21 protein-coding genes and 1 pseudogene are annotated in these 23,708 nt (G+C 72.0%); 15 read left to right on the top strand and 7 right to left on the bottom strand.

From position 1 onward, the window contains the following. Positions 1 to 104: 104 nt before the first annotated feature. Together ABZ374_RS24150 and ABZ374_RS24145 are read right to left on the bottom strand one after the other, a co-directional pair. The gene (locus tag ABZ374_RS24150; RefSeq protein ID WP_360314339.1) at positions 105 to 1,076 is read right to left on the bottom strand and encodes a cyclase family protein; all 972 of its coding nucleotides are present in this window, start codon (positions 1,074 to 1,076) and stop codon (positions 105 to 107) included. A 105-nt stretch (positions 1,077 to 1,181) separates the two neighbouring features. Beyond that, complete coding sequence (locus tag ABZ374_RS24145) at positions 1,182 to 2,288, bottom strand: alcohol dehydrogenase catalytic domain-containing protein (RefSeq protein ID WP_360314337.1); 1,107 nt, start codon at positions 2,286 to 2,288, stop codon at positions 1,182 to 1,184. A gap of 506 nt (positions 2,289 to 2,794) precedes the next feature. Between ABZ374_RS24145 and ABZ374_RS24140 the strand changes: the two genes are divergently transcribed. The 3 genes from ABZ374_RS24140 (at position 2,795) to ABZ374_RS24130 (ending at position 4,442) form a co-directional block, all read left to right on the top strand. Then, a complete protein-coding gene (locus tag ABZ374_RS24140; RefSeq protein WP_360314335.1) occupies positions 2,795 to 3,388 on the top strand; it encodes a hypothetical protein in 594 nt (197 codons plus the stop codon). 63 nt (positions 3,389 to 3,451) lie between these two features. Further along, positions 3,452 to 3,799, top strand: coding sequence for a hypothetical protein (locus ABZ374_RS24135; RefSeq protein ID WP_360314333.1), 348 nt, complete (start codon positions 3,452 to 3,454; stop codon positions 3,797 to 3,799). 76 nt (positions 3,800 to 3,875) lie between these two features. Further along, positions 3,876 to 4,442: a hypothetical protein gene (locus ABZ374_RS24130; RefSeq protein WP_360314331.1), complete on the top strand. Its 567-nt coding sequence runs from the start codon at positions 3,876 to 3,878 to the stop codon at positions 4,440 to 4,442. Positions 4,443 to 4,457: 15 nt separating this feature from the next. On the opposite strand, the gene ABZ374_RS24125 is transcribed toward ABZ374_RS24130, so the two are convergent. After that, positions 4,458 to 4,931, bottom strand: coding sequence for a helix-turn-helix domain-containing protein (locus ABZ374_RS24125; RefSeq protein WP_360314503.1), 474 nt, complete (start codon positions 4,929 to 4,931; stop codon positions 4,458 to 4,460). 125 nt (positions 4,932 to 5,056) lie between these two features. Between ABZ374_RS24125 and ABZ374_RS24120 the strand changes: the two genes are divergently transcribed. The 3 genes from ABZ374_RS24120 to ABZ374_RS24110 all read left to right on the top strand — a co-directional run bounded on the left by ABZ374_RS24120 (position 5,057) and on the right by ABZ374_RS24110 (position 8,535). Beyond that, complete coding sequence (locus tag ABZ374_RS24120; protein ID WP_360314329.1) at positions 5,057 to 6,340, top strand: MFS transporter; 1,284 nt, start codon at positions 5,057 to 5,059, stop codon at positions 6,338 to 6,340. A gap of 303 nt (positions 6,341 to 6,643) precedes the next feature. Further along, positions 6,644 to 7,903 carry a sensor histidine kinase gene (locus tag ABZ374_RS24115; protein ID WP_360314327.1) on the top strand — a complete coding sequence of 420 codons (1,260 nt, stop codon included), beginning with the start codon at positions 6,644 to 6,646 and terminating at the stop codon, positions 7,901 to 7,903. After that, entirely contained in the window at positions 7,891 to 8,535 is a 645-nt protein-coding gene (locus ABZ374_RS24110) for a response regulator transcription factor (RefSeq protein WP_360314325.1), read from the top strand. Before ABZ374_RS24115 ends, ABZ374_RS24110 begins: the two co-directional genes overlap by 13 nt. A gap of 47 nt (positions 8,536 to 8,582) precedes the next feature. Here the strand turns inward: ABZ374_RS24110 and ABZ374_RS24105 are convergent, their stop codons facing one another. From ABZ374_RS24105 to ABZ374_RS24095, 3 genes are all read right to left on the bottom strand, one after another. Next, positions 8,583 to 9,560 (bottom strand): fumarylacetoacetate hydrolase family protein, encoded by a 978-nt coding sequence (locus ABZ374_RS24105; RefSeq protein ID WP_360314323.1) that lies wholly within the window; start codon positions 9,558 to 9,560, stop codon positions 8,583 to 8,585. A gap of 184 nt (positions 9,561 to 9,744) precedes the next feature. Then, entirely contained in the window at positions 9,745 to 10,680 is a 936-nt protein-coding gene (locus tag ABZ374_RS24100; RefSeq protein WP_360314321.1) for an MBL fold metallo-hydrolase, read from the bottom strand. Between the two features lie 140 nt (positions 10,681 to 10,820). Continuing rightward, complete coding sequence (locus ABZ374_RS24095) at positions 10,821 to 11,351, bottom strand: TIGR03086 family metal-binding protein (protein ID WP_360314501.1); 531 nt, start codon at positions 11,349 to 11,351, stop codon at positions 10,821 to 10,823. A 321-nt stretch (positions 11,352 to 11,672) separates the two neighbouring features. Here ABZ374_RS24095 and ABZ374_RS24090 point away from each other — a divergent pair, with 321 nt between their 5' ends. Further along, the gene (locus ABZ374_RS24090) at positions 11,673 to 12,380 is read left to right on the top strand and encodes a DsbA family oxidoreductase (protein WP_360314319.1); all 708 of its coding nucleotides are present in this window, start codon (positions 11,673 to 11,675) and stop codon (positions 12,378 to 12,380) included. Positions 12,381 to 12,406: 26 nt separating this feature from the next. After that, positions 12,407 to 13,642: an MFS transporter gene (locus ABZ374_RS24085; protein WP_360314317.1), complete on the top strand. Its 1,236-nt coding sequence runs from the start codon at positions 12,407 to 12,409 to the stop codon at positions 13,640 to 13,642. Positions 13,643 to 13,691: 49 nt separating this feature from the next. On the opposite strand, the gene ABZ374_RS24080 is transcribed toward ABZ374_RS24085, so the two are convergent. Further along, positions 13,692 to 15,341 (bottom strand): family 20 glycosylhydrolase, encoded by a 1,650-nt coding sequence (locus tag ABZ374_RS24080; protein ID WP_360314315.1) that lies wholly within the window; start codon positions 15,339 to 15,341, stop codon positions 13,692 to 13,694. Positions 15,342 to 15,841: 500 nt separating this feature from the next. Between ABZ374_RS24080 and ABZ374_RS24075 the strand changes: the two genes are divergently transcribed. The 7 genes and pseudogenes from ABZ374_RS24075 to ABZ374_RS24045 all read left to right on the top strand — a co-directional run. Next, positions 15,842 to 18,361 carry a nitrate- and nitrite sensing domain-containing protein gene (locus ABZ374_RS24075; RefSeq protein WP_360314313.1) on the top strand — a complete coding sequence of 840 codons (2,520 nt, stop codon included), beginning with the start codon at positions 15,842 to 15,844 and terminating at the stop codon, positions 18,359 to 18,361. Beyond that, on the top strand, positions 18,358 to 18,783 hold the full coding sequence (locus ABZ374_RS24070) for a roadblock/LC7 domain-containing protein (protein ID WP_360314312.1): 426 nt from the start codon (positions 18,358 to 18,360) through the stop codon (positions 18,781 to 18,783). Before ABZ374_RS24075 ends, ABZ374_RS24070 begins: the two co-directional genes overlap by 4 nt. 80 nt (positions 18,784 to 18,863) lie before the next feature. Then, on the top strand, positions 18,864 to 20,078 hold the full coding sequence (locus ABZ374_RS24065) for an ABC transporter substrate-binding protein (RefSeq protein ID WP_360314310.1): 1,215 nt from the start codon (positions 18,864 to 18,866) through the stop codon (positions 20,076 to 20,078). A gap of 31 nt (positions 20,079 to 20,109) precedes the next feature. Beyond that, positions 20,110 to 20,985 (top strand): branched-chain amino acid ABC transporter permease, encoded by an 876-nt coding sequence (locus ABZ374_RS24060; RefSeq protein WP_360314308.1) that lies wholly within the window; start codon positions 20,110 to 20,112, stop codon positions 20,983 to 20,985. Beyond that, positions 20,982 to 22,877, top strand: a complete 1,896-nt coding sequence (locus tag ABZ374_RS24055) for a branched-chain amino acid ABC transporter ATP-binding protein/permease (protein WP_360314306.1) — start codon at positions 20,982 to 20,984, stop codon at positions 22,875 to 22,877. Before ABZ374_RS24060 ends, ABZ374_RS24055 begins: the two co-directional genes overlap by 4 nt. A gap of 3 nt (positions 22,878 to 22,880) precedes the next feature. Continuing rightward, positions 22,881 to 23,588 (top strand): ABC transporter ATP-binding protein, encoded by a 708-nt coding sequence (locus ABZ374_RS24050; RefSeq protein ID WP_360314304.1) that lies wholly within the window; start codon positions 22,881 to 22,883, stop codon positions 23,586 to 23,588. 26 nt (positions 23,589 to 23,614) lie between these two features. Beyond that, a pseudogene (locus tag ABZ374_RS24045) lies at positions 23,615 to 23,708 on the top strand (DUF3499 family protein); the annotation flags it as partial.

Here is a 23,708-nt window from a genome sequence, read left to right as displayed (position 1 = left end):
GTTTGTTATCCGCAGCCGAGCGGCCGTCAAGCGGTCGCCTCGGTCCCGACGGAGGAAACGAGACCGAGACGACCTGCCCATGGACTATGTCAGTCGTCAGACGATCAGACAATGGCAACCGGATTGATGGGGCTCCCCGTTGCACCGGTGACCGGAAGCGGGGCCACACACAACAGACACGAATAGGCGCCGGCTTCCGCCATCGCCTCGGCAAGCTCGCTCAGCCATAGATGTTCGAGCAGTGGCACACCGGATTCGACGAGCAACGCGATGTGGACCGACAAGAACCGATCATCGAACGGAATGCACTCGATCGCGCTGTTGTCCGCGCCGACCACACTGATGTCGTGTTCCCGGACGTAGTCCACCGCGTCGAGCGACAGACCGGGCTGTGCGAACGAGGGCTCGCGGCCGGCGGCGACCGTGGCCCGGTACTCGTCCAGGTAGCCGGTACGAACCAACAGCGCGTCGCCGGCGCGCACCTCGACGCCCTGCCGCTCGGCGCACCCGGCCAGATCGGCGCCGGTGATCTTGTATCCGCCCTCCAGATACGGCCTGTCGAAGTGCCGCGGCAGGTCGAGCAGCACCGCCCGGGTCGCGAACGCGCCGAGCTTGTCGATCCCGCAGCGGCCGGCGCCGGTGTGCGAGCGGAAGCTGTCGGCCGGAAAGCCGTTGTAGAACCGTCCCTTGGCCTGCACGTGGCACAGCGCGTCCATGTGCGTGAGGTTGTGCGACGGGATGATCAGCACGTCCTCGTTCGAGCCGACGTCGTCGCCGCCCTCGAACCCCTCGTACATCGCGTCGGTCTGACTGACCAGCGTCAGCCGTTGTGGCGTGCCGCGGAAGTCGAAGGCGGGTTGGTTGCCGCGCACGATGGGAAGGGCGAGCGAGTACGAGCGCCCGGTCCGGATCTCGTGCGCGGCGGTCCGGACCCCGGCGGGCTCGATCAGGTTGAGCGCCCCGCGTTCGTCCTCGGCGCCCCAGCGGCCCCAGTTGCCGGCGGCGGGCGGCGGCGTGGACTCGGGGCCCGGGTCGAGTGCGGGCAGGTCCGTACCGGCTCGGGTGTCGTCCGTCATGCGTCGGGCGGTCCTCTCGGGCGGCCGGCCGGATCGGCGATCCGCGTCCGGCGGGCGGGCCGGGCGGATCGGCGATCCGGCCGGGCGGTCCGGTCCGGGCGGGCCTCAGAACGCGATGACGCCGCGCGCGATCCGTCCGTTGTGCATGTCGTCGAGCACGTCGTGGAAGCCGTCGGCCGGATAGACCTTGGACACCAGCGCGTCCAGGTCGAACTTGCCTTGGCGGTACAGCTCGACGATCGCCCGGATGTCCTCGTGCGGACGCACGCCGCCGGCGCGGGTGCCCAGGAGGCCCCGGTCGCACTGGAGCAGGTTGGCGATCCGGATGTTGGCGGTCGCGGTCTGCGCGGGCTGGCCGACGGCGATCAGCGTGCCTCCCCAGTCCAGCGCCTCCATGGCGTTCTCCAGCACGGCCGGGATGCCGGTGCACTCGAAGATCCAGTCCACGCCGCCCGCGCCGAACACGCCGACCTTGACCTCGTCGCTGTACGGGAAGAGCGTGCGGATCTCGTCCGCGACGTCCACGTCCTTGCCCGACTTGACGAAGTCGGTCGCACCGAACTTGCCGGCCAACTCGAACTTGCCGGGCACGGTGTCGATGCCGACCACGCGGCCGGCGCCCTTGAGCCGCAACGCCTGGACGGCGGACAGGCCGACCCCGCCGAGGCCGATCACGGCCGCGGTCTGGCCGGGCAGCACGTTCGCCCTGTTGAGCACCGCGCCCGCGCCGGTGACCACGCCGCACGGCACCAGGCACGCGGAGGTCAGCGGCACGTCCTTCGGGATGGTCACGCACTGGATTTCCTTGACCAGGGTCAACTCGGCGAAGGTGGACGCCCCCGCGAAGTTCCACACCGGCTCGTCGCCGATGGCGAACGGCGTGCCCCGGTTGCCCAGCGTCTGGCGACAACGGTTGGGGTGTCCGGTCTGGCAGTGCCGACACATCCCGCACGCGGCGATCGTGGTGATCACCACGTGGTCGCCCGGCACCACCGAACCGACCCCCGCGCCGACCTTCTCCACGATGCCGGCGCCCTCGTGCCCGAGCACGGACGGCGTGGGCCACTCGATGACGCCCTCCAGCACGCTGACATCGCTGTGGCAGACCCCGGTCGCGACGATCCGGACCAGGACCTCACCGGCCTCCGGGTCACGTACGGTGACATCGTCCCGGATCTCGGCGCCCGTGGCGGTGTGCAGGATCGCGCGCATGTACCGTCTCCTCGTTCCGGGCGGACGGCCCGCCGCGAGGTGTGTTCGCCGCGCACCGGACCGGCCCACCCCAAGCCGAACTTCCACATCCTTGATCACTACAACGATCTCGATTATTCACCGAGTGCCCAAGAGGTCAAGGCATACCAACGCCGGGATCCGACGGCCCCGCTTCCCCGACCGACCGGCCCCGCGCCGCGCGTCCCGACCCGGTGCCGCGCCGGTCGACTCGTCGAGCGCGGCGAAGGGTGCCCGGGCAGTTTGCCCGCGTCGAGTTCCGCCCATCCCGGCGCCCGCTCCCGAAACGTGGCGTTCCCGGTGTCGATGCCGAGTTGATGGATCGTGAGCACCTGGCCGGCATGCTCGGGACGCATCGGCGCGATCGTCACGGCAGTGACGGCGGCAGTGGACATGGCGCTCGCTCCGGGGACGCGGCGGCCGACGGAAGTCCCATCCCGACGCAAATGCACATGCGCCCCGCACCCGCCCCCGGTATAAATCGCCGGATGGGATCACAGGCGGCACAGGACGTGGAATCGACGGTCGCACACGCCGTCGCGGTATTGACCGAGGCCACCGAGGGCGAGCGTGACTGGTCGCGCCCGGCGGGCGGGTTGGAATGGGACTGTTGGTACACGCTGGTGCACGTGGTCGGCGATCTGTACGCGTACGCGGGCCAGGTCGCGTCCGCTCGGATGGACGACTACGTCCCGGTGGACATCCAGGCGGACGACGACGCGACGCCGAGCACGATGTTGCACGCGGTCCGCGCGGGCGGCGCGCTGCTCGCGACCATGGTGGCCACCCGCCCCGACTCGGCTCGCGCGTTCCACCCGTACGGGATCTCCGATCCGGACGGCTTCGCCGGAATGGGCATCATCGAGGTGATGGTCCACATGCACGACCTGGCCGCCGGTCTCGACCTGGCCTACGAGCCCGATCGGCAGGTCTGCGCCCGGGTACTGACCCGGATGTTCCCCGACGCCCCCGCCGGCTTCGCCCCGTGGCCCACCCTGCTGTGGTGCACCGGCCGTACCGAACTCCCGGGCCACCCGCGTCGGGTCGGCAAGTGGCGCTGGCGGGGCCTGCCCGACGCGTAGGGCCGAGACAACTACCGGACCGCCCCGAGGCACGCCTCGTACCCCGACTCGGAAGGAACCCCCGTGCCCGCACCGTCCCTGGATGGACTCGGTTTCGCCCCGCTCGATCGTCCCGAGCACGGCGAGGTGGACGCGTCCACGTTCTTCGCGTACCACGAGGCCGACGGGGTGGTCTGGGCCGACTACCGCGGCGGCGACATCGTCCGCGGCCACCTGATCGGCACCCGCGACGGGGACACCCTGGACTTTCGCTACACGCAGCTCAACCGGTCCGGCGCCACCGCGTCCGGGCACTGCGTGAGCGCCGTCGTGGTGTTGCCGGACGGTCGGCTCCGGCTGGAGGAGACATGGGAGTGGGAGTCCCGGGAGGGCAGCGGTACCAGCGCCGTGGAGCAGGTCCCGGGCTCCTGAACCCGACACCCGGTCGGTTGTCGGACGCGGTATCTACGTTGAACCCCAACGGACATCGCGACCGAAGGGGTGGGCCATGGGATTCAACGGGGACATCGTCGTATTACGCGCACGGACGCCGTTGGCGGACCTGGCGCCCTACGTCGGCGGAAACGGACATCCGGTCTACGGCGAGTGGACCTACGCGGACGGCTGGCGCGCGGTGCACGTGCGCCACTTCGAGGACCCGTACGCCTTCCAGGGCCCCTGGCTCACCGACCTGGCGGCGCGCACCGGTTCGCCCGTGTTGGTCTGCGGGGTGTTCGAGAGCGATGTCGCGCACGTCCAGGGGCTGAGCGGCACGGACTTCTGGGAGGGCTGGCTCGATCCGGGCAGCGCCGCCACGCAGTTGGCCGGGAATCGGTGGAACCGGGCCGGGCAGCACGGCGACTTCGGCCGTTTCCGGGACGAGGCCGCGGCGTGGCTGGAGGAGGATCGGCCGCGCGTCGCAGAGGCGGCCGTGCGGTGGGCCGCGGCGGCCGGATACCGCGTACCTCCCGAGCCGATCCTGGAGTTGCTGAGCCTGCAGCGGGACCCGTTCGTGCAGCACCTGTTCTTCGAACTGCTCACGTGCCTGGGGCTGGTGTCGCTCCCGGAGCGGTGATCGGGCGGGCCCGACTCACTCGGCCCCCGCCGCCTCGACGCCCTCCGGCACCTTCTCCACCTCCGTGTCCTGCGGCCCGATCGGGCGGCCGTCCGCAGCGCGTACCTCCAGCGTCCGCAGCGGGCGGCCCTGACGCCGGTCCAGCAGCCGGGACTGCGGCTCGGCCGGCTCGAACCAGTGCGCCTCGCCCCACTGGCGCAGGGCCACGATCACGGTGAACAGGTCGCGGCCCTTGGCGGTCAACACGTACTCGTTGTAGGCACTGCCGTCGGATGCCGGGACCACCTCCAGGATCCCGCCGGCCACCAGCGCGCGCAGTCGGGCGGTCAGGATGTTCTTGGCCACGCCCAGGCTGCGCTGGAACTCGCCGAATCGTCGGCTCCCGTCGAACGCGTCGCGCACGATCAGCAACGACCACCAATCGCCGATCGCGTCCACCGAGCGCGCCACCGGGCAGGTGCTCTCGTCGAACCGGGTGCGCTGCACCATGCGGGTCGTCTCCTCGTCCTCGGATCGGGTGGCCACTCGCCGCCACCCTGGTTGCAACATGCTACCAAGCTCGTCTAGCGTGCATCCGGTAGCAACTTGCCACCGGATTCGAGGGAGAGCGTGACATGGCGGTCGAGCAACAGGGCGGTCCGAGGCGGATCGAGGCCGAGGCGGGAAACCCGGAGGCCGCCTCGCTCTCCCGCGCCCACACCCTCCTGTTCGCGGTCGCCGCCGGCGTCGCCGTGGCCGGCGTCTACCTCGCCCAACCGCTGCTGGTGACCATGGGCCACGACCTGGGCCTGGCCCCGGGCACCGTCGGCGTGGTGGTCACGCTCACCCAGGTCGGCTACGCACTCGGCCTGTTCCTGCTCGTCCCGCTCGGCGACCTGCTCGACCGCCGCCGGCTGATCGTGGGCCAATTCGCGCTCCTGGCCGCCGCCTCCGCCGCCGTCGGCCTGGCCGGTCACGCCGCCCTGCTGCTGGTCGCGATGATCTGCGTCGGCCTGCTCGCCGTGGTCACCCAGGTGGTCGTCGCGCACGCCGCCTCGCTCGCCGCCCCGGCCGAACGCGGTCGCGTCGTCGGGGCGGTCACCGGCGGCGTGGTCCTGGGCATCCTGCTCGCCCGGACCGTCTCCGGCACGGTGGCCGACCTGGCGGGCTGGCGCGCGGTGTACCTCGGCTCCGCCGCGCTGAGCCTGCTCCTGGCCCACACCCTGTACCGGGTATTGCCTCGCGGGCGGGACGACCGGCCCGCGGCGACCGGCGGCGACCGGCTGTCCTACCGCAAGCTGCTCGTCTCGATGCCGACCCTGTTCGCGGCGGAACGCCTCTTCCGGGTCCGGGCCCTGTTCGCGCTGCTGATCTTCGCCGCCTTCAGCACCCTGTGGAGCAGCATCGCGCTCCCGCTGAGCGAGCCGCCGCTGTCCCTGTCGCACACCGCGATCGGCGCCTTCGGCCTGGCCGGCGCCGCCGGCGCGCTCGGCGCGATCCCGGCCGGCCGACTGAGCGATCGGGGCCACGCGAACCGGGTCACCGGGATCGCGCTGGTCCTGCTCACCCTGTCCTGGCTGCCGCTGGCCTTCACCCGCCAGTCGCTGTGGGCGCTGGTGGTGGGCACGATCATGCTCGATCTCGCGGTCCAGGCGGTACACGTGAGCAACCAGACGCTGATCCACCCGCTGCGGCCGGACGCCGGCAGCCGACTGATCGGCGGCTACATGATCTTCTACTCGATCGGCAGCGCCGTCGGGGCGATCGCCTCCACCACCTTGTACGCGGCGGCCGGCTGGTCGGCGGTCTGCCTGCTCGGCGCGGGCTTCGGGGCCCTGGCCCTGGTGGTGTGGGCGGTGGACGCGCGCCGCGGGCCCCGGGAGCGCGCCGGTGCGTCCGCGCCGACCGTCACACCGTGACCAGTACGTTCACGATCACGCCGACGACGAGCAGCAGGATCACCCAGGACCACACCGGGCGCTCCGCCGACCGAGATCGCGGTGGTCGTCGGGTCATGGTCGACTCCTTCGTCGTGGGTGTCGACCGCTCCCGGACGAGCCGCCGACCCCCACGAACGTAGGATCCCGAGGCGGTCGCCCGGCATCCCGGCCACGGGCGTTTGTGGGGTGGTGTGCGCACCACCCCGCGAGGGGGCCCGGCCCGGCTGTCGGTCGGGTGCCGCGCCGGAGAGCATCGAACCAATCCGGGAAAGGGGTCGAGCGATGTCCGCGAGGTCCGGCCTGTCCCGAACGCTCGCGGCGCTGCGCCGTCTGCCCGGCCGGCTGCTGCTGCTCGCCGAGGCCGGCGGCACCGCACTGCTCGCGCTGCTCGCCCTGCCCGCGGTCGTGCTGGTCGCCGCGCTGTGCGTCGTGGGCGTCGGCCTGCCCCTCGCGGCCCCGCTGCTGCGCACGGTGCGCCGACTGGCCGGGATCGAACGCCGCCGGGTCGCCGGCGTGCTCGGCGGCCCGCCGATACCCGAGCACTACCGCCCCCTGGAGGGCTCCCTGCTCGGCCGAGCCCGGATCGCGCTCACCGACCCGGCCGGCCGGCGGGACCTGCTGTGGCTCCCGGTACACGGGTTGACCGGCCTGCTCGCCGCCGTGCTCGGCCTGGGCCTGGGCCTGAGCGCCGTCAACAACCTCACCATGCCGCTGTGGTGGTGGGCCGTCCCGGGCCGGCCGCCCTCCGGGGCCGGATTCCCGGTCGACTCGTGGTGGACGGCCGCGGCGATGGTGCCGATCGGTGCGGCCCTCGCGATGCTCACGGCCACCCTGGTCCCGATCCTGCTCCGCGGTCAGGCTCGACCGACCCGCCCGCTGCTCACCCCCTCGTCCACCCCCCACCTGGTCGAGCAACTGGCCGAGGCGACCGCCGGCCGAGCCGCCGCATTGGACGCACACGGCGCCGAACTGCGGCGCATCGAAAGGGACTTGCACGACGGTACGCAGAATCGACTGCTTGCCGTGGTGCTGCACCTCGGGCTGATCGAACGGGCTCTGGAACGCGATCCGGAGCAGGCGCTGCCGCTGGTCCTGCGCGCTCGGCGAGCCGCCAACGACGCGCTGGACGAACTGCGCGACGTGGTCCGCGGCATCCACCCGCCGATCCTGGCCGAACGCGGTCTGGACGGCGCCGTCTCCGCCCTGGCCGCCCGCTGCCCGGTGCCCTGCGTCGTGCGGACCGTCGGCCTGACCCGGGCCCCGGCCGCCGTGGAGACCGCCGCGTACTTCGTCGTCGCCGAGGCGTTGAACAATGTGGCCAAGCACAGCCACGCCGACCACGTCGTGGTCACGTTGGCGCAGGAGGAGGACACGCTGGTGATCGAGGTCGAGGACGACGGGCGCGGCGGCGCGGACGGGCACCCGGGCAGCGGCCTGATCGGCCTCCGGCGGCGCGCGCTCGCCCTGGGCGGCCGGCTGACGGTGCACAGCCCGGTGGGCGGGCCGACCCGACTGCGTGCGGAGTTGCCGTGCGGGTGGTGATCGCCGAGGACGACGCCCTGCTGCGCGAGGGGCTCACCCTGCTCCTGGCCGGCGAGGGCTTCGAGGTGCCGGCGGCGGTGGACAACGGCACGGATTTCCTGGCCGCCGTGGCAACCCACGAGCCGGACGTCACCGTGGTCGACGTACGACTGCCACCGGATTTTCGCGACGAGGGGTTGCGGGCCGCGATCGAGGCCCGGCGGCGTCGACCGGGGCTGCCCGTGCTGGTGTTGTCCGCGTATGTCGAGGACCGCTACGCGGCCGAGTTGCTCGCCGACGGCAAGGGCGCGACCGGCTACCTGCTCAAGCAACGGGTGGGCGACGTCGCGGAGTTCGCCGACGCGCTGCGCCGGGTGGCGGCGGGCGGCACGGTGATGGACCCGGAGGTGGTCGCCCAACTCCTGGTCCGCCGCCGCTCGGACGACCCGTTGCGCGAGTTGACCCCGCGTGAGCGCGAGGTGCTCGGGCTGATGGCCGAGGGTCGCTCGAACACGGACATCGGCCGGCTGCTGGTGATCAGCGAAGGCGCCGTCAACAAGCACATCCGCAACATCTTCGCGAAGCTCGGCCTGGCACCCGACGACGTGGGACATCGACGGGTGTTGGCCGTACTCGCCTATCTGAACGGTTGAGCGATCGCGGGCAGGCGGCCGGGTGCCCGGCCGCCTGCCCGCGCGCCTCACGCGTCGAAGGCGTCCCGGCGGGTGCGCGGACGCTTGCGCGCGGCCGGGATCGGCTGCGGGGCGGCGCCCTCGACCACCGTGTTGGTCAGCGTCCCGATGCCCTCAACCGTGAGCGCCACCGTGTCACCCGGCTTCAGCGGCGACAACTCCCGCCCCAGGCCCCACAGTTCGCCGAGGCAACCGCCGTTGCCGCAGGTGCCGGTGCCGAGTACGTCGCCGGGACGGATCCAGGTGCCACGCGAGGCGTAGGCGACCAACTCGGCGGGCGGCCAGCCCATGTTGACCAGCGAGTCGCGGCCGATCTCGACACCGTTGACCGACGCCCGCAGCGCGATGTCCAGGAAGCCGTCCGCGTCCCGGTACTCCTCGAACTCGTCGGCGGTCACCAGCCACGGGCCGAGCGTGGTCGCGGTGTCCTTGCCCTTGCACGGACCCAGACCGACCCGCATCTCCCGGGCCTGGAGGTCGCGCGCCGACCAGTCGTTGAAGATGGTGTAGCCGACGATGTGTTCCGCGGCCTGCTCGACCGTCAGGTCCTTGCCCGCGCGGCCGATCACGATGCCGACCTCCAGTTCGAAGTCGAGCACGCTCGACCCCGGCGGCATCGGCACCACGTCGTCGGGGCCGATGATCGCGTAGGGGTTGGTGAAGTAGAAGGTGGGCAGCTCGTACCACTCGGGCACCACCGTGGCGTCCGGCCCCTGCACGGTGATCGCGACGCCCTCGACGTGCTCCTCGAACGCCACGAAGTCACGCACGGTGGGCGGCTGCAGCGGCGGCAGCAGGCGCACGTCGGCGAGCGCGACCGAGGGCTGCGACAGGGCCTGCTCACCCGCCGCGCGCAACGCCTGCCCGCCCCGCTCGATCAACGAGAGCAACGTTTCGCCCGCCGGCAGCGGGTGCACGGTATCGCCACCGCTCGACAACACCCCGGAGTGGATCGAGCCATTCAGGTCGAAGGTCGCGAACTTCACGATTGTGCTCCTTGTTCCGTACGTGCCGAGGACCGGCGACGGTGCGTCGGTATCGCTAAATGATCACACCGCCCCCAACCCCGACCAAAAGCGCCGGCCGGGCCGTCAACGGCCCGGCCGGCGCCCATGGCCGATCAGCCCGGCCCGCGTTCGAGGCCGGCCGGGCCGCAGGCCGCACCACTCGTCACGCGTAGCAGGAAAGCGGCTTGCCGTCGTTGAACACGACCATGTCGCCGAGCGCGCCGTAGATGTCGATCGACGCGGCCCGCTCCGCCCCGTTCAACTCGGCATATGCCCGGTGCAGGTTGCCGACGATCCGCTCCGAGTCGGACAGCACCGCGTACTCGCCCAGGTCCGTCTCCCGCGCCACGCTCAGCGGGTCCAGCCCGGCCTCCAGACCCTTGCGGGCCGTCTCCAGGAGGAAGTTCGTGTACCCGATCGCATAGTCGATCTGCTCCGGGCCACACACCTCGCCGTGCCCGGGGACCAGCGTGGTCGCGCCCAACCCCTTGATGCGCTCCAGCACTTCGAGGTAGCCGGCGGGCGAACCCATCAGCAGGAACGGGGTACCGCCGTTGAAGATCAGGTCGCCCGTGTAGAGGACGCCCTGCTCCTCCAACCACACCACCGAGTCGTTCGAGGTGTGCGCCGGCCCGAAGTGCCGCACCTGCGCCCGCAGTTCGCCCGCGTACACGGTGACGCTGTCGGTGAAGGTCAGGAACGGCGGTGCCGCGCGCAGCCCGCCCCAGCCGACCCCCGGCCAGATCGCCTCGACCTCCATGATGCCCAGATTGAGGATCTCGGCCCGGGTGTTCTCGTGCGCCACGATGGTGGCCGACTCGAACAGGTAGTTCCCGTTCGTGTGGTCGCCGTGGTGGTGCGTGTTGATCAGCGTGCGCACCGGCGCGTCGGTGTGCTTGGCGATCGTCTCCTGGAACATCCGGGTCCGGGCCTCGGTGGCGCAACCGTCGATCGCGACGACGCCCTCCGGGCCGACCAGGAAGCCGGTGTTGTTGATCCACCAGGTGCCGTCCGGCTGGATGTACGCGAACGCTCCGTCGGCCACCTCCTGGACGCGAGGGGGATCCATCCGGCCGTGATCGTGCTGCGACGTGCTCATCGATACTCCCGATCGACTGGGGGTGTGCGTTGACGTGCATACACCGCCGACCACCCGGCGCGCAGCCTGACGACCCGTCAGTTGCCGAGTCCGGTAGGGCTTGTCCCGGGATGTCCGGGGGCCCGGCGGCTCGTTCGGGCTCAGTTCACCGCACGACCGGTGAACGCGGCGAGCCGGTCCGCGGCCGGCGCGTCCGCGGCGACCGGCTGCTCCGGGCCGAACGCACGCCCCTCGCCGCGCGCGGCGTCCGGAAGGGTGCTGCGCATGCGCTCCAGGAGCGTCTCGGCGAGCTCGGGGTCCAGGTCGGTCGGCCTGCCCAGCGCCCGGGCCAGGTCCCACGCGTGCACGAAGATGTCGCCGGTGGCCAGGCCGAGCAGGAAACCGCCGGTCTGCTCGCCGAACGGGGTCTTGATCGACGCGGCGATCCGCTCCGGCGTGAAGGTCGCCAGCATCGTCTCGACCACCGCCTCGAAGTCCTCCCTGGGGTCCTCGGAGACCGGCTCGGACGGCCCGGTCAGGGCCGCCGCGAGACCGCGCTGGGCGCCGGTGGCGTGGGCGAGCAGGCCCTTGACGTCCCATTCGTCGCACGGACACGCGAGTCCGAGCTTGGCGTCGTCGACCTCGGCGAGCAGCGGGCGGAAGGCGTCGACCGCACGCCGGTACTGGGTCATCTGGTCCACGAGGGCTCCTTCGAGTGATGTCGAGTCATGTCGAACAAGTGAAGTCGAGCGTTGTCGAGTGCCGACGCCGCGTCGACACGGCGTGCTCGACCGGTGACGCACGACGGGCAGCGGTCAGGCTACGCCTGGGCTCGGGCCGCGGATACAGCCGGTTGGGGAATGTTTGGCGGTCGCACGTATGTTTCCTTTTCGGTGCGTCCGCCGCCGTGACCGTCGGTACGTCCGTCCTGTACATCGCCCCCGTGTCCCGGGACGCCGCAGCCGCTGTGCGGCCAGTGCCCGCGACCACCGAGCAAGAAAGCCGGAGAGCAAGTGAAGGTCGAGATCTACAGCGATATCGCGTGCCCGTGGTGCTACGTCGGGAAGCGCCGCTTCGAGCGCGCGCTCGCGGCGTTCCCGGGCGCCGAGGACATCCAGGTCACGTATCGCCCCTACCAATTGGACCCGAGCACACCCACCGAGCCGTCGCCGCTGCGCGAGCGGCTGGCCGAGAAGTTCGGCGCGGCCAACCTCGACGGAATGAACGCGCGGCTCGCCGACGTGGGCACCGCCGAGGGCATCACCTTCGACTTCACCCGGGCGCTGTCGGTGAACACGCTGACCGCGCACCGGATGTTGTGGCTCGCCCTGACCGAGTTCGGCCCGGCGGCCCAGGCCGCGCTCAAGGATCGGCTGCTCGCGGCCTACTTCACCGAGGGCGAGAACGTCGCCGACCACGTGCGGTTGACCGAGTTCGCCGTCGAGGCCGGGCTGGACCGGGATCGGGTGGTCGCCTTCCTCGCCTCCGACGAGGGCACCGACGAGGTCCGGCGCGAGATCGCCGAGGCGCAGGAGATGGGCGTCACCGCCGTGCCGACGTTCGTGTTCGAGGGCACCTGGGCGGTGCAGGGCGCCCAGGAGGCGTCCACGTTCCTCCAGGTCCTGGAGCAGGTGCGCGACCAGGTGCGCGAGCAGAGCGGCGAGTCCGCCCGGCCGGCGACCGACGGCGACGCGTGCGCCGACGGTTCCTGCGCGGTGTGAGCGCCCCGGGGGAAACGACCGGGCGGTTGTCCATCGAACGTCTACAGCGGGCCCGGTGGGCCGCGCTGTGGGTGTTCTTCGCGTTCAGCGCCGCGGTGGCGGATTTCCTGGCCCGGATCCCGCAGTTCAAGGAGGATCTGGACCTCGACGACGCCCAACTGGGACTGGCCCTGCTCGGCTCGCCGGTGGGCGCGCTGGTGGCGGTCCAGCTCGCGGGCACCGCCGCCGGGCGCTGGGGCAGCAGGCGGGTCGCGCGGGTGTCGGTGATCGGCGGGTGTCTGGCGCTGTTCCTGCCCGCGTTCGCCTGGAACCTGCCCTCGTTGGCGGTCGGCCTGCTGATCCTGGGCGCGCTGATGGGTTTCACCGATGTCGCGGCGAACGCGCAGGGTGTCGCGATCGAGCAGCAGTTGGGCCGGCCGATCATGAACGGGCTGCACGGCGGCTACAGCCTCGGCGGGCTGTTCGGCGCGCTGGTCGGCTCCGGAGCGGCGGCCCTGGGGGTCACTCCCCGGGTGCATCTGTCGGTGATGGCGCTCGTGCTCGCGGTCGGGGCGTGGGCCGGTTCGCGGGCGCTGCTGGGCGTCGCGGACGATCCGCACGTGCATACCCCGGCAGCGTCGGACTCGAAGTCGGATTCGAAGTCGGCGTCGGCGTCGGCGTCGGAATCGGAATCGGGTGAAGCACCTGCGGCGGCCGCGGGCGGTCTGGTCCGGCTGCTCGCCGGCTACCGCGCGGTGGTCCTGCTCGCGCTGATCGGGCTGTGCTCCTTCGTCGGCGAGGGCGCGGTAGCGGACTGGAGCGGGGTGCATCTGCGCGAGACGCTGGACAGTTCGGCGGGGGTCGCCGGGCTGGGCTTCGCGGGCATGTCGGTGGCGATGGCGGCCGGCCGGTTCGCGGGCGATCGGGTCGTGGAACGCTTCGGCCCGGTACGGGTGTTGCGGACGGGCGCGCTGATCGCGGCGCTGGGCATGGCGCTCGCGCTGGTCACACCGTGGCCGGCGGTGTCGGTGCTGGGCTTCACGCTGTTCGGCGTCGGAGTGGCCCCGGTCGCCCCGGTGACGTTCAGCGCCGCCGGCAACACCCCGGGGGTGCCCGCCGCGTGGGCCATCTCGCGGGTGACCGGCATCGCCTACATCGGGCTGCTCGCGGGCCCGCCGGTGATCGGCTTCATCGCCCACCACACCAGCCTGACCACGGCATTGGCGATTCCGGCGGTGCTGGTCGCGATCATCGCCCTGACCGCGGGCGCGGTCCGCCGCTGACCCGGCCCGTCCTCGGGCGCAGCCCCGCGCCCGAGGACGCGGCCCCGCGTCAGGTCAGCCGGTCCGCGTGGTTGATGCCCTGCGCGTCCCAGCGCGCCTCGTGCGCCGCGGCCCGGGTGCGAAAGTCCGCCCAGTCGCGCCGTTCCGGGCGGGACCAGGCGGCCTCGGCGACCGAGGCGATCCGCGGGAAGAGCAGGTACTCGGCGTCCGCGATGGTCTTGATCGTCTCGCCCCACAACGCGCCCTCGACCCCGAGCACCGCGTCCGCGGGCAGTCCGGGCAGGTGCGTCGAGGGTTCCCAGTCATAGGACTGCCGCACGTCGACGGTGCCGGCCCAGGTCACCCCGAGCCGCTCGCCGGCGCTGTACTTCATGTCCAGGTAGGCGTGGTCGGCCGGCGCCAGCACCACCTTGTGGCCGGCCCGCGCGGCGGCGGCGACCTCGGCCGCGTCCTGCCGGGACGCGCCCCAGTACTCCAGGATCGCGCCGGGCAGCGGGTCGCCGGAGGCGAGTTGGTGCCAGGCCATGGTCTGCTTGCCGTGCTTGGCCACCAGGGGTTGGGCGCGGGCCATGAAGGCCCGGTACTGCGCGGGCTTGAGCGTGTGCGTCTCGTCTCCGCCGATGTGCAGGTAGGGGCCGGGGGTGAGTTCGGCGAGCCGGCCGAGCACCTCGTCCAGGAACGTATAGGTGGCCTCGCCGTCGACGCACAACGAGGAGAAGCCGACCCGGGTGCCGGTATAGGGGGTGTACTGCTTGCCGTCGCAGGCCAGTTCCGGGTAGGCGACGATCGCCGCGTTGGTGTGTCCGGGCATGTCGATCTCGGGCACCACGGTGATGAAGCGCTCGCCCGCGTAGTCGATCACCGCGCGGTAGTCGGCCGCCGTCCAGAACCCGCCCGGCCCGCCGCCCACCTGGGTGGACGCGCCGATCCCGGTGAGTTCGGGCCGCCCCTCGATGGCGATCCGCCAGCCCTGGTCGTCGGTCAGATGCAGATGCAGGTGGTTGAACTTGTAGGCGGCGAGGTGATCGATCAGCCGGCGCATCTCGGCGGGCGGATAGAAGTGCCGGGCCAGGTCGATCATGATGCCCCGGTACGGATACCTGGGCGCGTCCCGCACCACGGCCGGGCGCAGTTCGAACGGCGGCTCGACCGGCACCAGTTGGCGCAGCGTCTGGGCGCCCCGGTAGAGGCCGACCGGCGCGCCCGCGCGGATCGTGGCGCCGTGCTCGGTGACGATCAGCTCGTACGCCTCGTCGCCGTCGGGTCGGCCGGCCGGGTCCGGATCCAGGACCAGGGCGAGGTCCGCGCCGGTGCCGGACCGGGCGTCGACCAGCACGGGCAGCGGCAGGCCGGTGGCGGCGCGCAGTTCGGCGGCGACCGATTCGGCGACCGCCCGCGCGGCCTCGGTCGCGGCCCGCACCCGGGTGTCCCGCCCCGGTGTCCAGGGGCGGCCCGGTCCGCCGAGCGCCTCGACCGGGATCGGCACGAGTCCCCGCGCGTCGGCCGCCAACGGTCCGCTCGGCAACACCCGGGCCTCGGCCCCGCCGGCGGCGGGCCGGCCGGGGTCGCCGGTCCCCTTCGGGTCGGCCTTCGGCGGGCCCCCCGAGGAGGAGGAGGCGGCGTCGGTGATCCACACGGCCGCCCCCGCGGCGGCGATCGGGACGGTGAGGAAAAAAGCCAGGGCGCGTCGCCGCAACATGTGACTCTCCCAATTCGCTCCGCCGGGATCGGTCTTCGGCCCAGTCTAGGCAGCCGTCGGCGACGATCCGGTTGGTCGACACACCGATAAACGGAAGGCAACGATCCGGTATATCCCAACGAATGGTTGGCAAACGGGCACCGTAGGGCGGGGGTGGAAATACGGATATAGGGGTCCGAGCAACGACGGTGGGGCTCAAATGTCTTGATATCCCGGTGTGTACGGGCATGCCCCGCAATCGATCTTCCTTCGCGGGGTTAACTTACGCATGTCAACATTCGGGGGCGTATGCGGGACTCCCGGCCCCTTACCCACCTGCCACTGCGAGCACACGTGCGAATGCCGCTAGGCTCTGCCCGTCGTGCACGGAATAGGACGCGATCCGCGTCACCGAAAGCGCAAGACCGGAAAGTGCGAATCATCGGGAAAATGACGTACTTGACAAGCGGAATACTCGACTCCGTATCCCTGCCTCGCTCCACCCCGGCAACGATCTGGTGGTGGACGACCTGAACATCACTCGGAAACTCGTCCTGCTCGTCGCCGTGCCGCTCACCGTGATGGTGGGGTCCGCGGGACTCGCCGTGTCCACCACGACCGGCGAGGCCCTGGACGCGAACCGCCTGCGCTCGCTGACCCAGGTCTCCGGCGAGGCCGGCGAACTCGCGCACCGCCTGCAGAGCGAACGCGCCGCCGCCGCGGCGGTCCTGTGGCCGGAGGCCGGCAGCGGCGCCCTGGTCACGTACCACCAGCGCACCGCCGCGACGGACGAAAGCGCCACGCGCTACCGCAAACTGCGCAAGGACCTGGGCTCGATCCCCGGCAACACCAAGGAACGACTGCGCAGGCTGGACGCGGGTCTGACCGACCTGACCGCGCTGCGCGAACAGGTCCAGGCGCCCAAGGGCACCTCGCTGACCGCCGTCGTCTTCCGCTACCGCATCCTGATCGCGGACGCGCTCGACTACCGCGACAGCGTGGCCCAGGCCGGCGGCGCCGGCCCGGACAACTCGGACCGCCTGCGCGCCGCCGCGGCCCTGTCGCACGCCACGGAGTGGCTGGGACAACAACAGACGGCGGTCCTGCGCGCGTTGGCGTCCAGCCGGATCTCGCCGTCCCAACAGCAGGACATCCTGGCCACCCGTACCGGCTACGACGAGAGCGAGACGTCCTTCGAGTCGCTCGCCGACTCGGAGTGGCTGGGTTGGCTGGAACTGGCCCAGACCGGCCCGGAGATCCTGGCCGTGCACCAGCTCGAGGACGCGGTGTCCCGAGCCAAGGTGGACACGCCCATCCTGATCAGTCAGGACGTGTGGACCAAGGCGACCGCGGACCGGATCGCCCGGATCAGCGACGTCGAACGACGCGTGGACGCCTCGGTGCTGTCCTCGGTCAGCGACGAACGCGACGACCGTCGTTGGTGGGCGATCGGGCAGGCCGCCGCGGTGCTGCTCGCGCTGGCCGCCGCGGTACTCCTGGTGCTGCGGCTGGGTCGACCGATGACCCGCGAACTGCTGCGCCTGCGCGACACCGCGCACGAGGTGGCCTACACCGGCCTGCCGGACGCGGTGGCCAAGCTCCAGCAGGGCCGCTCCCTCGACGGCGCGACCGCCGACGAGATCGCCGAACGCGCGGGCACCCCCATCGAGGTGCGCGGCAAGGACGAGATCGCCGAGGTGGGCTCGGCGTTCAACACCGTCTTCACCGCCGCCGTCCGGATCGCCGCCGAACAGGCGGTGCTGCGTGCCGGTATCGCCACCGTGCTGGTCGCCCTCGCGCGCCGCAACCAGCGCCTCACCGACGGCCTGGTCAAGGTCCTCGACGAGGCCGAGGCGCACGAGCACGACCCGGACCGGCTCAAGCGGCTGTACTCGCTCGACCACCTGGTCCAGCGCATGGGCCGCAACAACACCAGTCTGCTGGTACTCGGCGGCGAGGGCACCGCCCGCGTGCGCGAGGACGCGCTGCTGCTGGACGTCGCACGCGCGGCGATCGGCCGCATCGAGCGGTTCACCCGGGTGGACCCCGGCGCGGTGGATCCGCGCATCCTGATCGCCGGTCGGGCCCGCGACGACGTCGCGCACCTGCTCGCCGAACTGTTGGACAACGCGACCAAGTTCAGCCGCCCGGAGACCTGGGTGGTACTCCAGGCGAACCGACGCGGCGACGGCGCGGTGCTCACCGTGACCGACTCCGGCGTGGGCATCACCCCGGAGCGGATCGCCGGATTCAACGAACGCCTGGCGGCTCCGGCCCAGTTGGACGTGCACGCGGTGCGCGCGATGGGTCTGACCGTGGCCGGCCACCTGGCCACGCGCTACGGCATCACGATCACCTTGAGCCAGGGACCACAGGGCGGCACCGTCGCCGAGGTGGGCCTGCCCGAGGACATCGTGGTCTTCCGCGATCGCCCCGGCCGGCACCGCGGGGTGCCCAAGCCCGAGGTCGCTCCGGTACCGGCCTCCGGCCGGGCACTGGACGTGGGCGTACGGGCCGGTGGCCACCCGGACCCGGGCCCGTTCGAGCCGGTGGCGAACGTGTTCACGCCGACCCGACCCCAACCGGTCAGCGACGCGAGCGCCCCCGGACCGCGCGAACCCGCGCCCTCGGGACTGCGCTTCACCGGCGAACGGCCGCCCGCGCCCGCCGCCCCGACCCCGCCCGCACTCGCCCCGATGAGCTCGGCCGAACCCGCCGAGCGCCCGGTGCAACCGCAGGCGCCCGCCGGTCCGACCCCGGAGTCGGCACTGCCCACCCGCACCACGAACACGGGCCTGCCGCTGCGCGTTCGTCGGGACACTCCCAGCGTGCACCCGGGCACTCCCCCGGCGCCCGCCGCACCGCTGGTCGACACGACCGGGACGCCCCCCAGGGCGAACACCACGCCGGACCGTCGCGACGCCCGCCAGGTGTCCGCGGCGATGTCCGCCTTCGCGCAGGGCATCGGGCACAGCCGGTCCCGCCGCGCCCCCTCGCCCCGCCCCGGCGGCGGCGATCCGGATCACAAGGAGAGATCGTGACCCACCCCACCGCAGCCGATCTCAGTTGGCTGCTCAACGATTTCGCCACCCGGGTGCCCGAGGTACTGCATGCCGTCGCGGTCTCCGCGGACGGCCTCGTGGTGGCCAACACCAGCTCGCTGCCGCAGGACCGGGCGGACCAGCTCGGTGCGGTCGCCTCCGGCCTGGTCAGCCTGCTGGCCGGCGCCGCGCGCCTGTTCGGCACCGACCCGGTGGCGAGCAACCTGACCGAGATGAACGGCGCGTTCATGTTCTCGATGCAGGTCAGCGACGGCGCCTCGCTGTTGGTACTGGCCTCGCGTGAATGCGACATCGGTCAGGTCTCGTTCGAGATGGCCGAGCTGATCAACCAGGTCGGCCCGGCCCTGACCCCCGCCGCCCGCGAACGCTTCCTGCACGTACAGCGCGGGGCGCTGGGCTGACCGAAGCGCCCTCGCGTCCCTCCCGACGCGGCCCATTTCGACCGCTCGACGCTGTACCCGCCCAAACCCTGGAGCACGTCATGACCCCGGCAAGTCCCATATCCCGACGCTCGTTCCGCGTCACCTCGGCCGGCCTGCTCGCCGGTGCGCTCGCGTTCACCGCCGCGTGCAGCGGCAGCGCGGCGGACGACAAGAAGGGCGGGTCGTCCTCGGGCACGCTCAAGATCGGCCTGACGATCCCGCTGACCGGTGTCTACGCCGCGCTCGGCCCGGACCTGCAGAACGGCTTCCAGACCTACCTGGACCAGCACGGCGGCAAGCTGGGCGGGCACAAGATCGAACTGGTGATCACCGACGAGGGCGACGGTCCGGCGACCTCGGTGCCCTCGGTCACCAAGCTGATCAAGCAGGACAAGGTCACCGCCGTGGTGGGGCTGACCAACGCGGCCACGGTGGCGGCCAACGTGCAGGTCGTGAACGACAACAAGGTGCCGATGATCGGCGCGGTCGGTCGTCCCGGCAAGATCGACAAGCCGGACTACGTCTGGCACACCAGCTACCTCTCCGAGGAGCCGGGTGTGGCGGCGGCGCCGTACATCAAGGAGAACGTGCCCGGCGCGGTCTACGCGATCGGCCCGGACTACCAGGGTGGATGGGACCAGCTCCGCGGCTTCACCGAGACGTACGACAAGGCCGGCGGCAAGCTGGCGAACCCGGACGGCAAGACCAAGTTCACCCCGTTCCCGGGCACCACCAACTTCCAGCCGTACTTCACCGAGATCAAGAACTCGGGCGCCAAGGCGGTCTACACGTTCTACGCGGGCACCGCCGCGGTGAACTTCGTCAAGCAGTACAAGCAGTCCGACGTCAAGGACATCCCGCTGTACGCGGCGGGCTTCCTGACCGAGGGTGCGGTCCTGGGCGCCGAGGGCGACGCGGCCAAGGGCGTGTTCACCTCGCTCAACTACACGCCCACCCTGGACATCCCGGCGAACCGCTCGTTCGTCGCGGCCTACCAGGGCAAGTACAACGCGCTGCCGACGATGATGTCGGCGACCATGTACGACGCGGCCGCCGTGCTGGACAAGGCGATCGCCGCCGCGGGTGACAAGGTCACCCCGGAGACCGTCAACGCCGCGATCTCCAAGACCGGCAAGGTCGACAGCCCGCGCGGTTCCTGGGAGTTCAACCCGAGCACGCACGCGCCGGTGCAGAAGTGGTACCTGCGTGAGGTCAAGCAGGACGGCACCGCGCTGAGCAACGTCATGGTCCGCGAACTCGGCACGCTCGGCTAGCGGCGGCTTCGGAAGCGAAAGGGAGCGTGCCGTGGGCTGGTTCGACGACAATTTCATCCCGGCCGTGGACGGGGTGGCCTACGGGCTGCTGCTGTTCGTCGTGGCCGCGGGCCTGACCCTGGCCTTCGGCTCGGGCGGAGTCCTCAACCTGGCGCACGGCACGCTCTACGCGTTCGCCGCGTACACCGCGACCGCGGTCGCCGACGGCTCCTGGGTGGGCCTGGCACTGGCGGTGCTCGCGGGCATCGGGGCGGGCGCGGCCGGCGGCGGGGTGCTGGCGGCGCTGACCGCGCCGATCGCCGGCCGAGGACACATGGCGCAGGCGATGTTGACCTTCGGCGTCGCCCTGGTCGGCGGCGATCTGCTGACCACCTGGTTCGGCAAGGACGACCCCCAGGTCCTGGTGCCCGGCGCGCTGGAGAAGCCGGTGTCGATCCTGGGCCACAACTACCCGGGCTACCGGCTCGCGTTCATCGTGGTCGCGATCGTGCTCGGGGTCGGCGGCTGGTACGTGCTGGCCCGGACCCGGATCGGCGCGGCCGTGCGCGCCTCGGTGGACGACCCCGAGATGCTCGCGGCGGGCGGCATCTCGCCGGCCCGGGTGCGCACCGGCGTACTGGTCGCCGCGGGTGCCCTGGCGGGCCTCGCGGGCGGTCTGGGCGCGCCGATCATCGGCCCGTCCACGTCGGTGGCCAACACCGTGCTGTTGCAGTCCCTGCTGGTCGTGGTGATCGGCGGACTGGGCTCGGTCGGCGGCGCGTTGCTCGCCGCGATCCTGGTCGGCGAGGTACAGACGCTCGGCGTCACGCTGATGCCCGACCTCGCGCCGTATCTGCTGTTCGCCACGATGGCCGTGATGCTGATCGCGCGCACCGCGCGCTTCGGCCCGACGGGGAGCCGAGTATGACCACCCTCGCCCTGCGCGCACGGACCGCGCTGCATTCGCCGCGTGCGCGCCTGGTGGGCCGCGTCCTGGCCGTCGCCGCGATCGTGTGGTTGTTCGCGGCGCCGTACCTGGTCGGCCTGTTCACCCTCATCCTGCTGTCCCAGGCGTTGTCCCTGGGCGTGCTCGCGGCCAGTGTCGCGGTGCTCGGCGGCGGCGCCGGGCTGCCCTCGCTCGGCCAGGTCGCGCCGTACGCGGTGGGCGGCTACACGGCGGCGATCCTGGCCGAACACGGCATGCGGATCGGGGTCGTACACACCCTGGTCGCCGCCGCCGCGGGCGCCCTGTTCAACGCGCTCACCGCACCGATCGTGGTGCGCACGCGCGGCGTCACGGTGCTGATGATCACGCTGGCCGTCGGCGAACTGGTGCGCACCGCCGCGGAGAAGTGGAAGTCGGTCACCGGCGGTACCGACGGCAAGTCGGGTGTGCCGCCCATCCAGCCCTTCTGGGGCATGGGCGACCTCGTCGACGACGTGGACACCTACTGGTACGTGCTGCTGACCACGCTCGTGGTGATCGGCATCACCGCGGTGGTGCTGCGCTCGCCCGCCGGCCTGCTGCTGGACGGTGCGCGCGAGAACGAGACCCGGATGCGCGCGACCGGCCACCCGGTGACCCGATACCTCTCGGTCACCTACATCGGCGTCGGCGCGCTCGCGGGCGTCGCGGGCGCGCTGCTGATCTCGGTACAGCGCTACATCTCGCCGGCGCACATCGGCTTCGACACCTCCTCGCTGGTGCTGCTCGCGGTGGTCATCGGCGGTGGCGCCTCGCTTGTCGGCGCGATGATCGGCGCGGGGCTGATCGTGTTCACCCGGGACTGGCTCTCCGGTCCCTGGCCCGGGCACGGTCCGCTGCTGCTCGGCGCGCTGTTCCTGATCGCGGTATACACGCTGCCGGGCGGCCTGGTCGGCCTGACGGCGGGCGGTCCGCGGGCCGCCTGGCGGGCCCTGGGCCGGGCCACCGGCACTCCGGACCTGCCGGACGAGCCGGCGGACCCGGAGAAGGCCGAGACGGCCGAGAAAGCCGAGGAAGGGAAAGCGGAGAAACCGGCGACGACGGAGCAGGCGGCGCCACCCGCGGCCGATCCGGACGCGCTGCTCACCATCACCGGGCTGACCCGCAGATACGGCGCACTGGCCGCCGTGGACGGGCTGGACCTGACCGTGCGGCGCGGCGCCCGACACGCGCTGCTCGGCCCCAACGGCGCGGGCAAGTCGACCGTGCTCGGCATGATCGCGGGCGCGACCCCGGTGACCTCGGGCACCATCGTGTTCGCCGGTCGCGACATCACCCGGCTCGCTCCGGCGCGTCGTTCCCGGATCGGTATCGCGCGCGCCTTCCAACAACCCGCGGTGGTGCCCTCGCTGTCCGTCCTGGACAACGTGGCCCTGGCCGCCTGGCGGCACGCGAGGATCACCGGCGCGGCCTGGCGACCGGTGCGCTACCGGGCCCTGGCGGGCGAGGCGGCGACGCATCTGGAGACGGTCGGCCTGACCGATCGCGCCGACGAGATCGCCGGCGAACTCTCGCACGGCTCACGGCGGTTGCTCGACATCGCGATGGCGCTCGCCGGGCATCCCACGCTGCTGCTGCTGGACGAGCCGGCCGCGGGTCTGACCGATACCGACATCGTCCGGCTGGCCACCGTGCTCAAGGCGCTGCCGGCCGAGGTGACCATGGTGCTGGTCGAGCACAACTTCGCGCTGGTGCGCGAGGTCACCGACACGGTCACGGTGCTGGCCTCCGGACAACTGCTGGCCACCGGCACGCCGGACGAGATCGCGGCGGATCAGGCGGTCCGCGACACGTATCTGGGCGCGTCCGAGCCCGAGCACCAGGAAGTGGGCTGAATCGTGCTGGAGATCGGCGAACTGACGGCGGGTTACCAGGGCGGCTCGGTGCTGCACGGGGTCGACCTGAGCATCCCCGAGGGCACGGTGCACGCGCTCCTGGGCGCCAACGGAGCGGGCAAGTCCACCCTCATCCATACCGTCGCGGGGCTGCTCAAGCCCTCGGGCGGACGCGTCGAACTGTCCGGCACCGACCTGACCGGCCGCCCCGCGCACCGGGTTTCGCTCGCGGGCATCGGCCTGGTGCCGCAGGGCCGCCGGGTGTTCGCGAGCCTGACCGTGGCCGAACACCTCAAACTGGCCCACCGCAAACACGCCGCGTGGACGCCGGCACGGGTGTTGGAACTGCTGCCCCGCCTGGGCGAGCGGGCCGGCAACCGGGGATCGCAACTCTCCGGCGGCGAACAGCAGATGCTCGCCATCGCCCGGGCCCTGCTCGGCGGTCCGCGCCTGGTCCTGCTGGACGAGCCGACCGAGGGCCTGTCCCCGGTGATCGCCGAGCAGATCCGCGGGCTGATCACCACCCTCGCCGACGAGGGCCTGACCATCCTGATCGCCGCACCGCAACTGGGCTTCGTCCAGGGCATCGCGGACCACCTGACGGTGCTGTCCACCGGACGCGTCACCGCCCGGCTGACCGCGGCCGAGGCCGCCGCCGACCCGGGCCCGATCCTGGCCGCGCTGGCCCCGGGCGTGGCCACCGTCGGCTAGGGCCTACCCGGAACAAGCGCCGCGGGCCCCATTGCTACGACCTGTGCGCCGAGCACTCGGAGCGGCTGACCGCGCCGCGTGGTTGGGATGTCGTGCGCCTGGCGCCGGATCCGAGCGCGG

It is taken from the genome of Embleya sp. NPDC005971, from assembly GCF_040629175.1.
In the GTDB taxonomy this organism is placed as follows: Bacteria; Actinomycetota; Actinomycetes; order Streptomycetales; family Streptomycetaceae; genus Embleya.
The sequence above is the reverse complement of the archived record's forward strand: the minus strand, read 5'-3'. Positions and strand labels throughout refer to the sequence as shown.

Coding starts and splice junctions, on each gene's coding strand:
- ABZ374_RS24150 (WP_360314339.1), bottom strand. CDS start 1,076: ATGACGGACGACACCCGAGCCGGTACGGACCTGCCCGCACTCGACCCG.
- ABZ374_RS24145 (WP_360314337.1), bottom strand. CDS start 2,288: ATGCGCGCGATCCTGCACACCGCCACGGGCGCCGAGATCCGGGACGAT.
- ABZ374_RS24140 (WP_360314335.1), top strand. CDS start 2,795: ATGGGATCACAGGCGGCACAGGACGTGGAATCGACGGTCGCACACGCC.
- ABZ374_RS24130 (WP_360314331.1), top strand. CDS start 3,876: ATGGGATTCAACGGGGACATCGTCGTATTACGCGCACGGACGCCGTTG.
- ABZ374_RS24125 (WP_360314503.1), bottom strand. CDS start 4,931: ATGGTGCAGCGCACCCGGTTCGACGAGAGCACCTGCCCGGTGGCGCGC.
- ABZ374_RS24120 (WP_360314329.1), top strand. CDS start 5,057: ATGGCGGTCGAGCAACAGGGCGGTCCGAGGCGGATCGAGGCCGAGGCG.
- ABZ374_RS24115 (WP_360314327.1), top strand. CDS start 6,644: ATGTCCGCGAGGTCCGGCCTGTCCCGAACGCTCGCGGCGCTGCGCCGT.
- ABZ374_RS24100 (WP_360314321.1), bottom strand. CDS start 10,680: ATGAGCACGTCGCAGCACGATCACGGCCGGATGGATCCCCCTCGCGTC.
- ABZ374_RS24095 (WP_360314501.1), bottom strand. CDS start 11,351: ATGACCCAGTACCGGCGTGCGGTCGACGCCTTCCGCCCGCTGCTCGCC.
- ABZ374_RS24080 (WP_360314315.1), bottom strand. CDS start 15,341: ATGTTGCGGCGACGCGCCCTGGCTTTTTTCCTCACCGTCCCGATCGCC.
- ABZ374_RS24065 (WP_360314310.1), top strand. CDS start 18,864: ATGACCCCGGCAAGTCCCATATCCCGACGCTCGTTCCGCGTCACCTCG.
- ABZ374_RS24055 (WP_360314306.1), top strand. CDS start 20,982: ATGACCACCCTCGCCCTGCGCGCACGGACCGCGCTGCATTCGCCGCGT.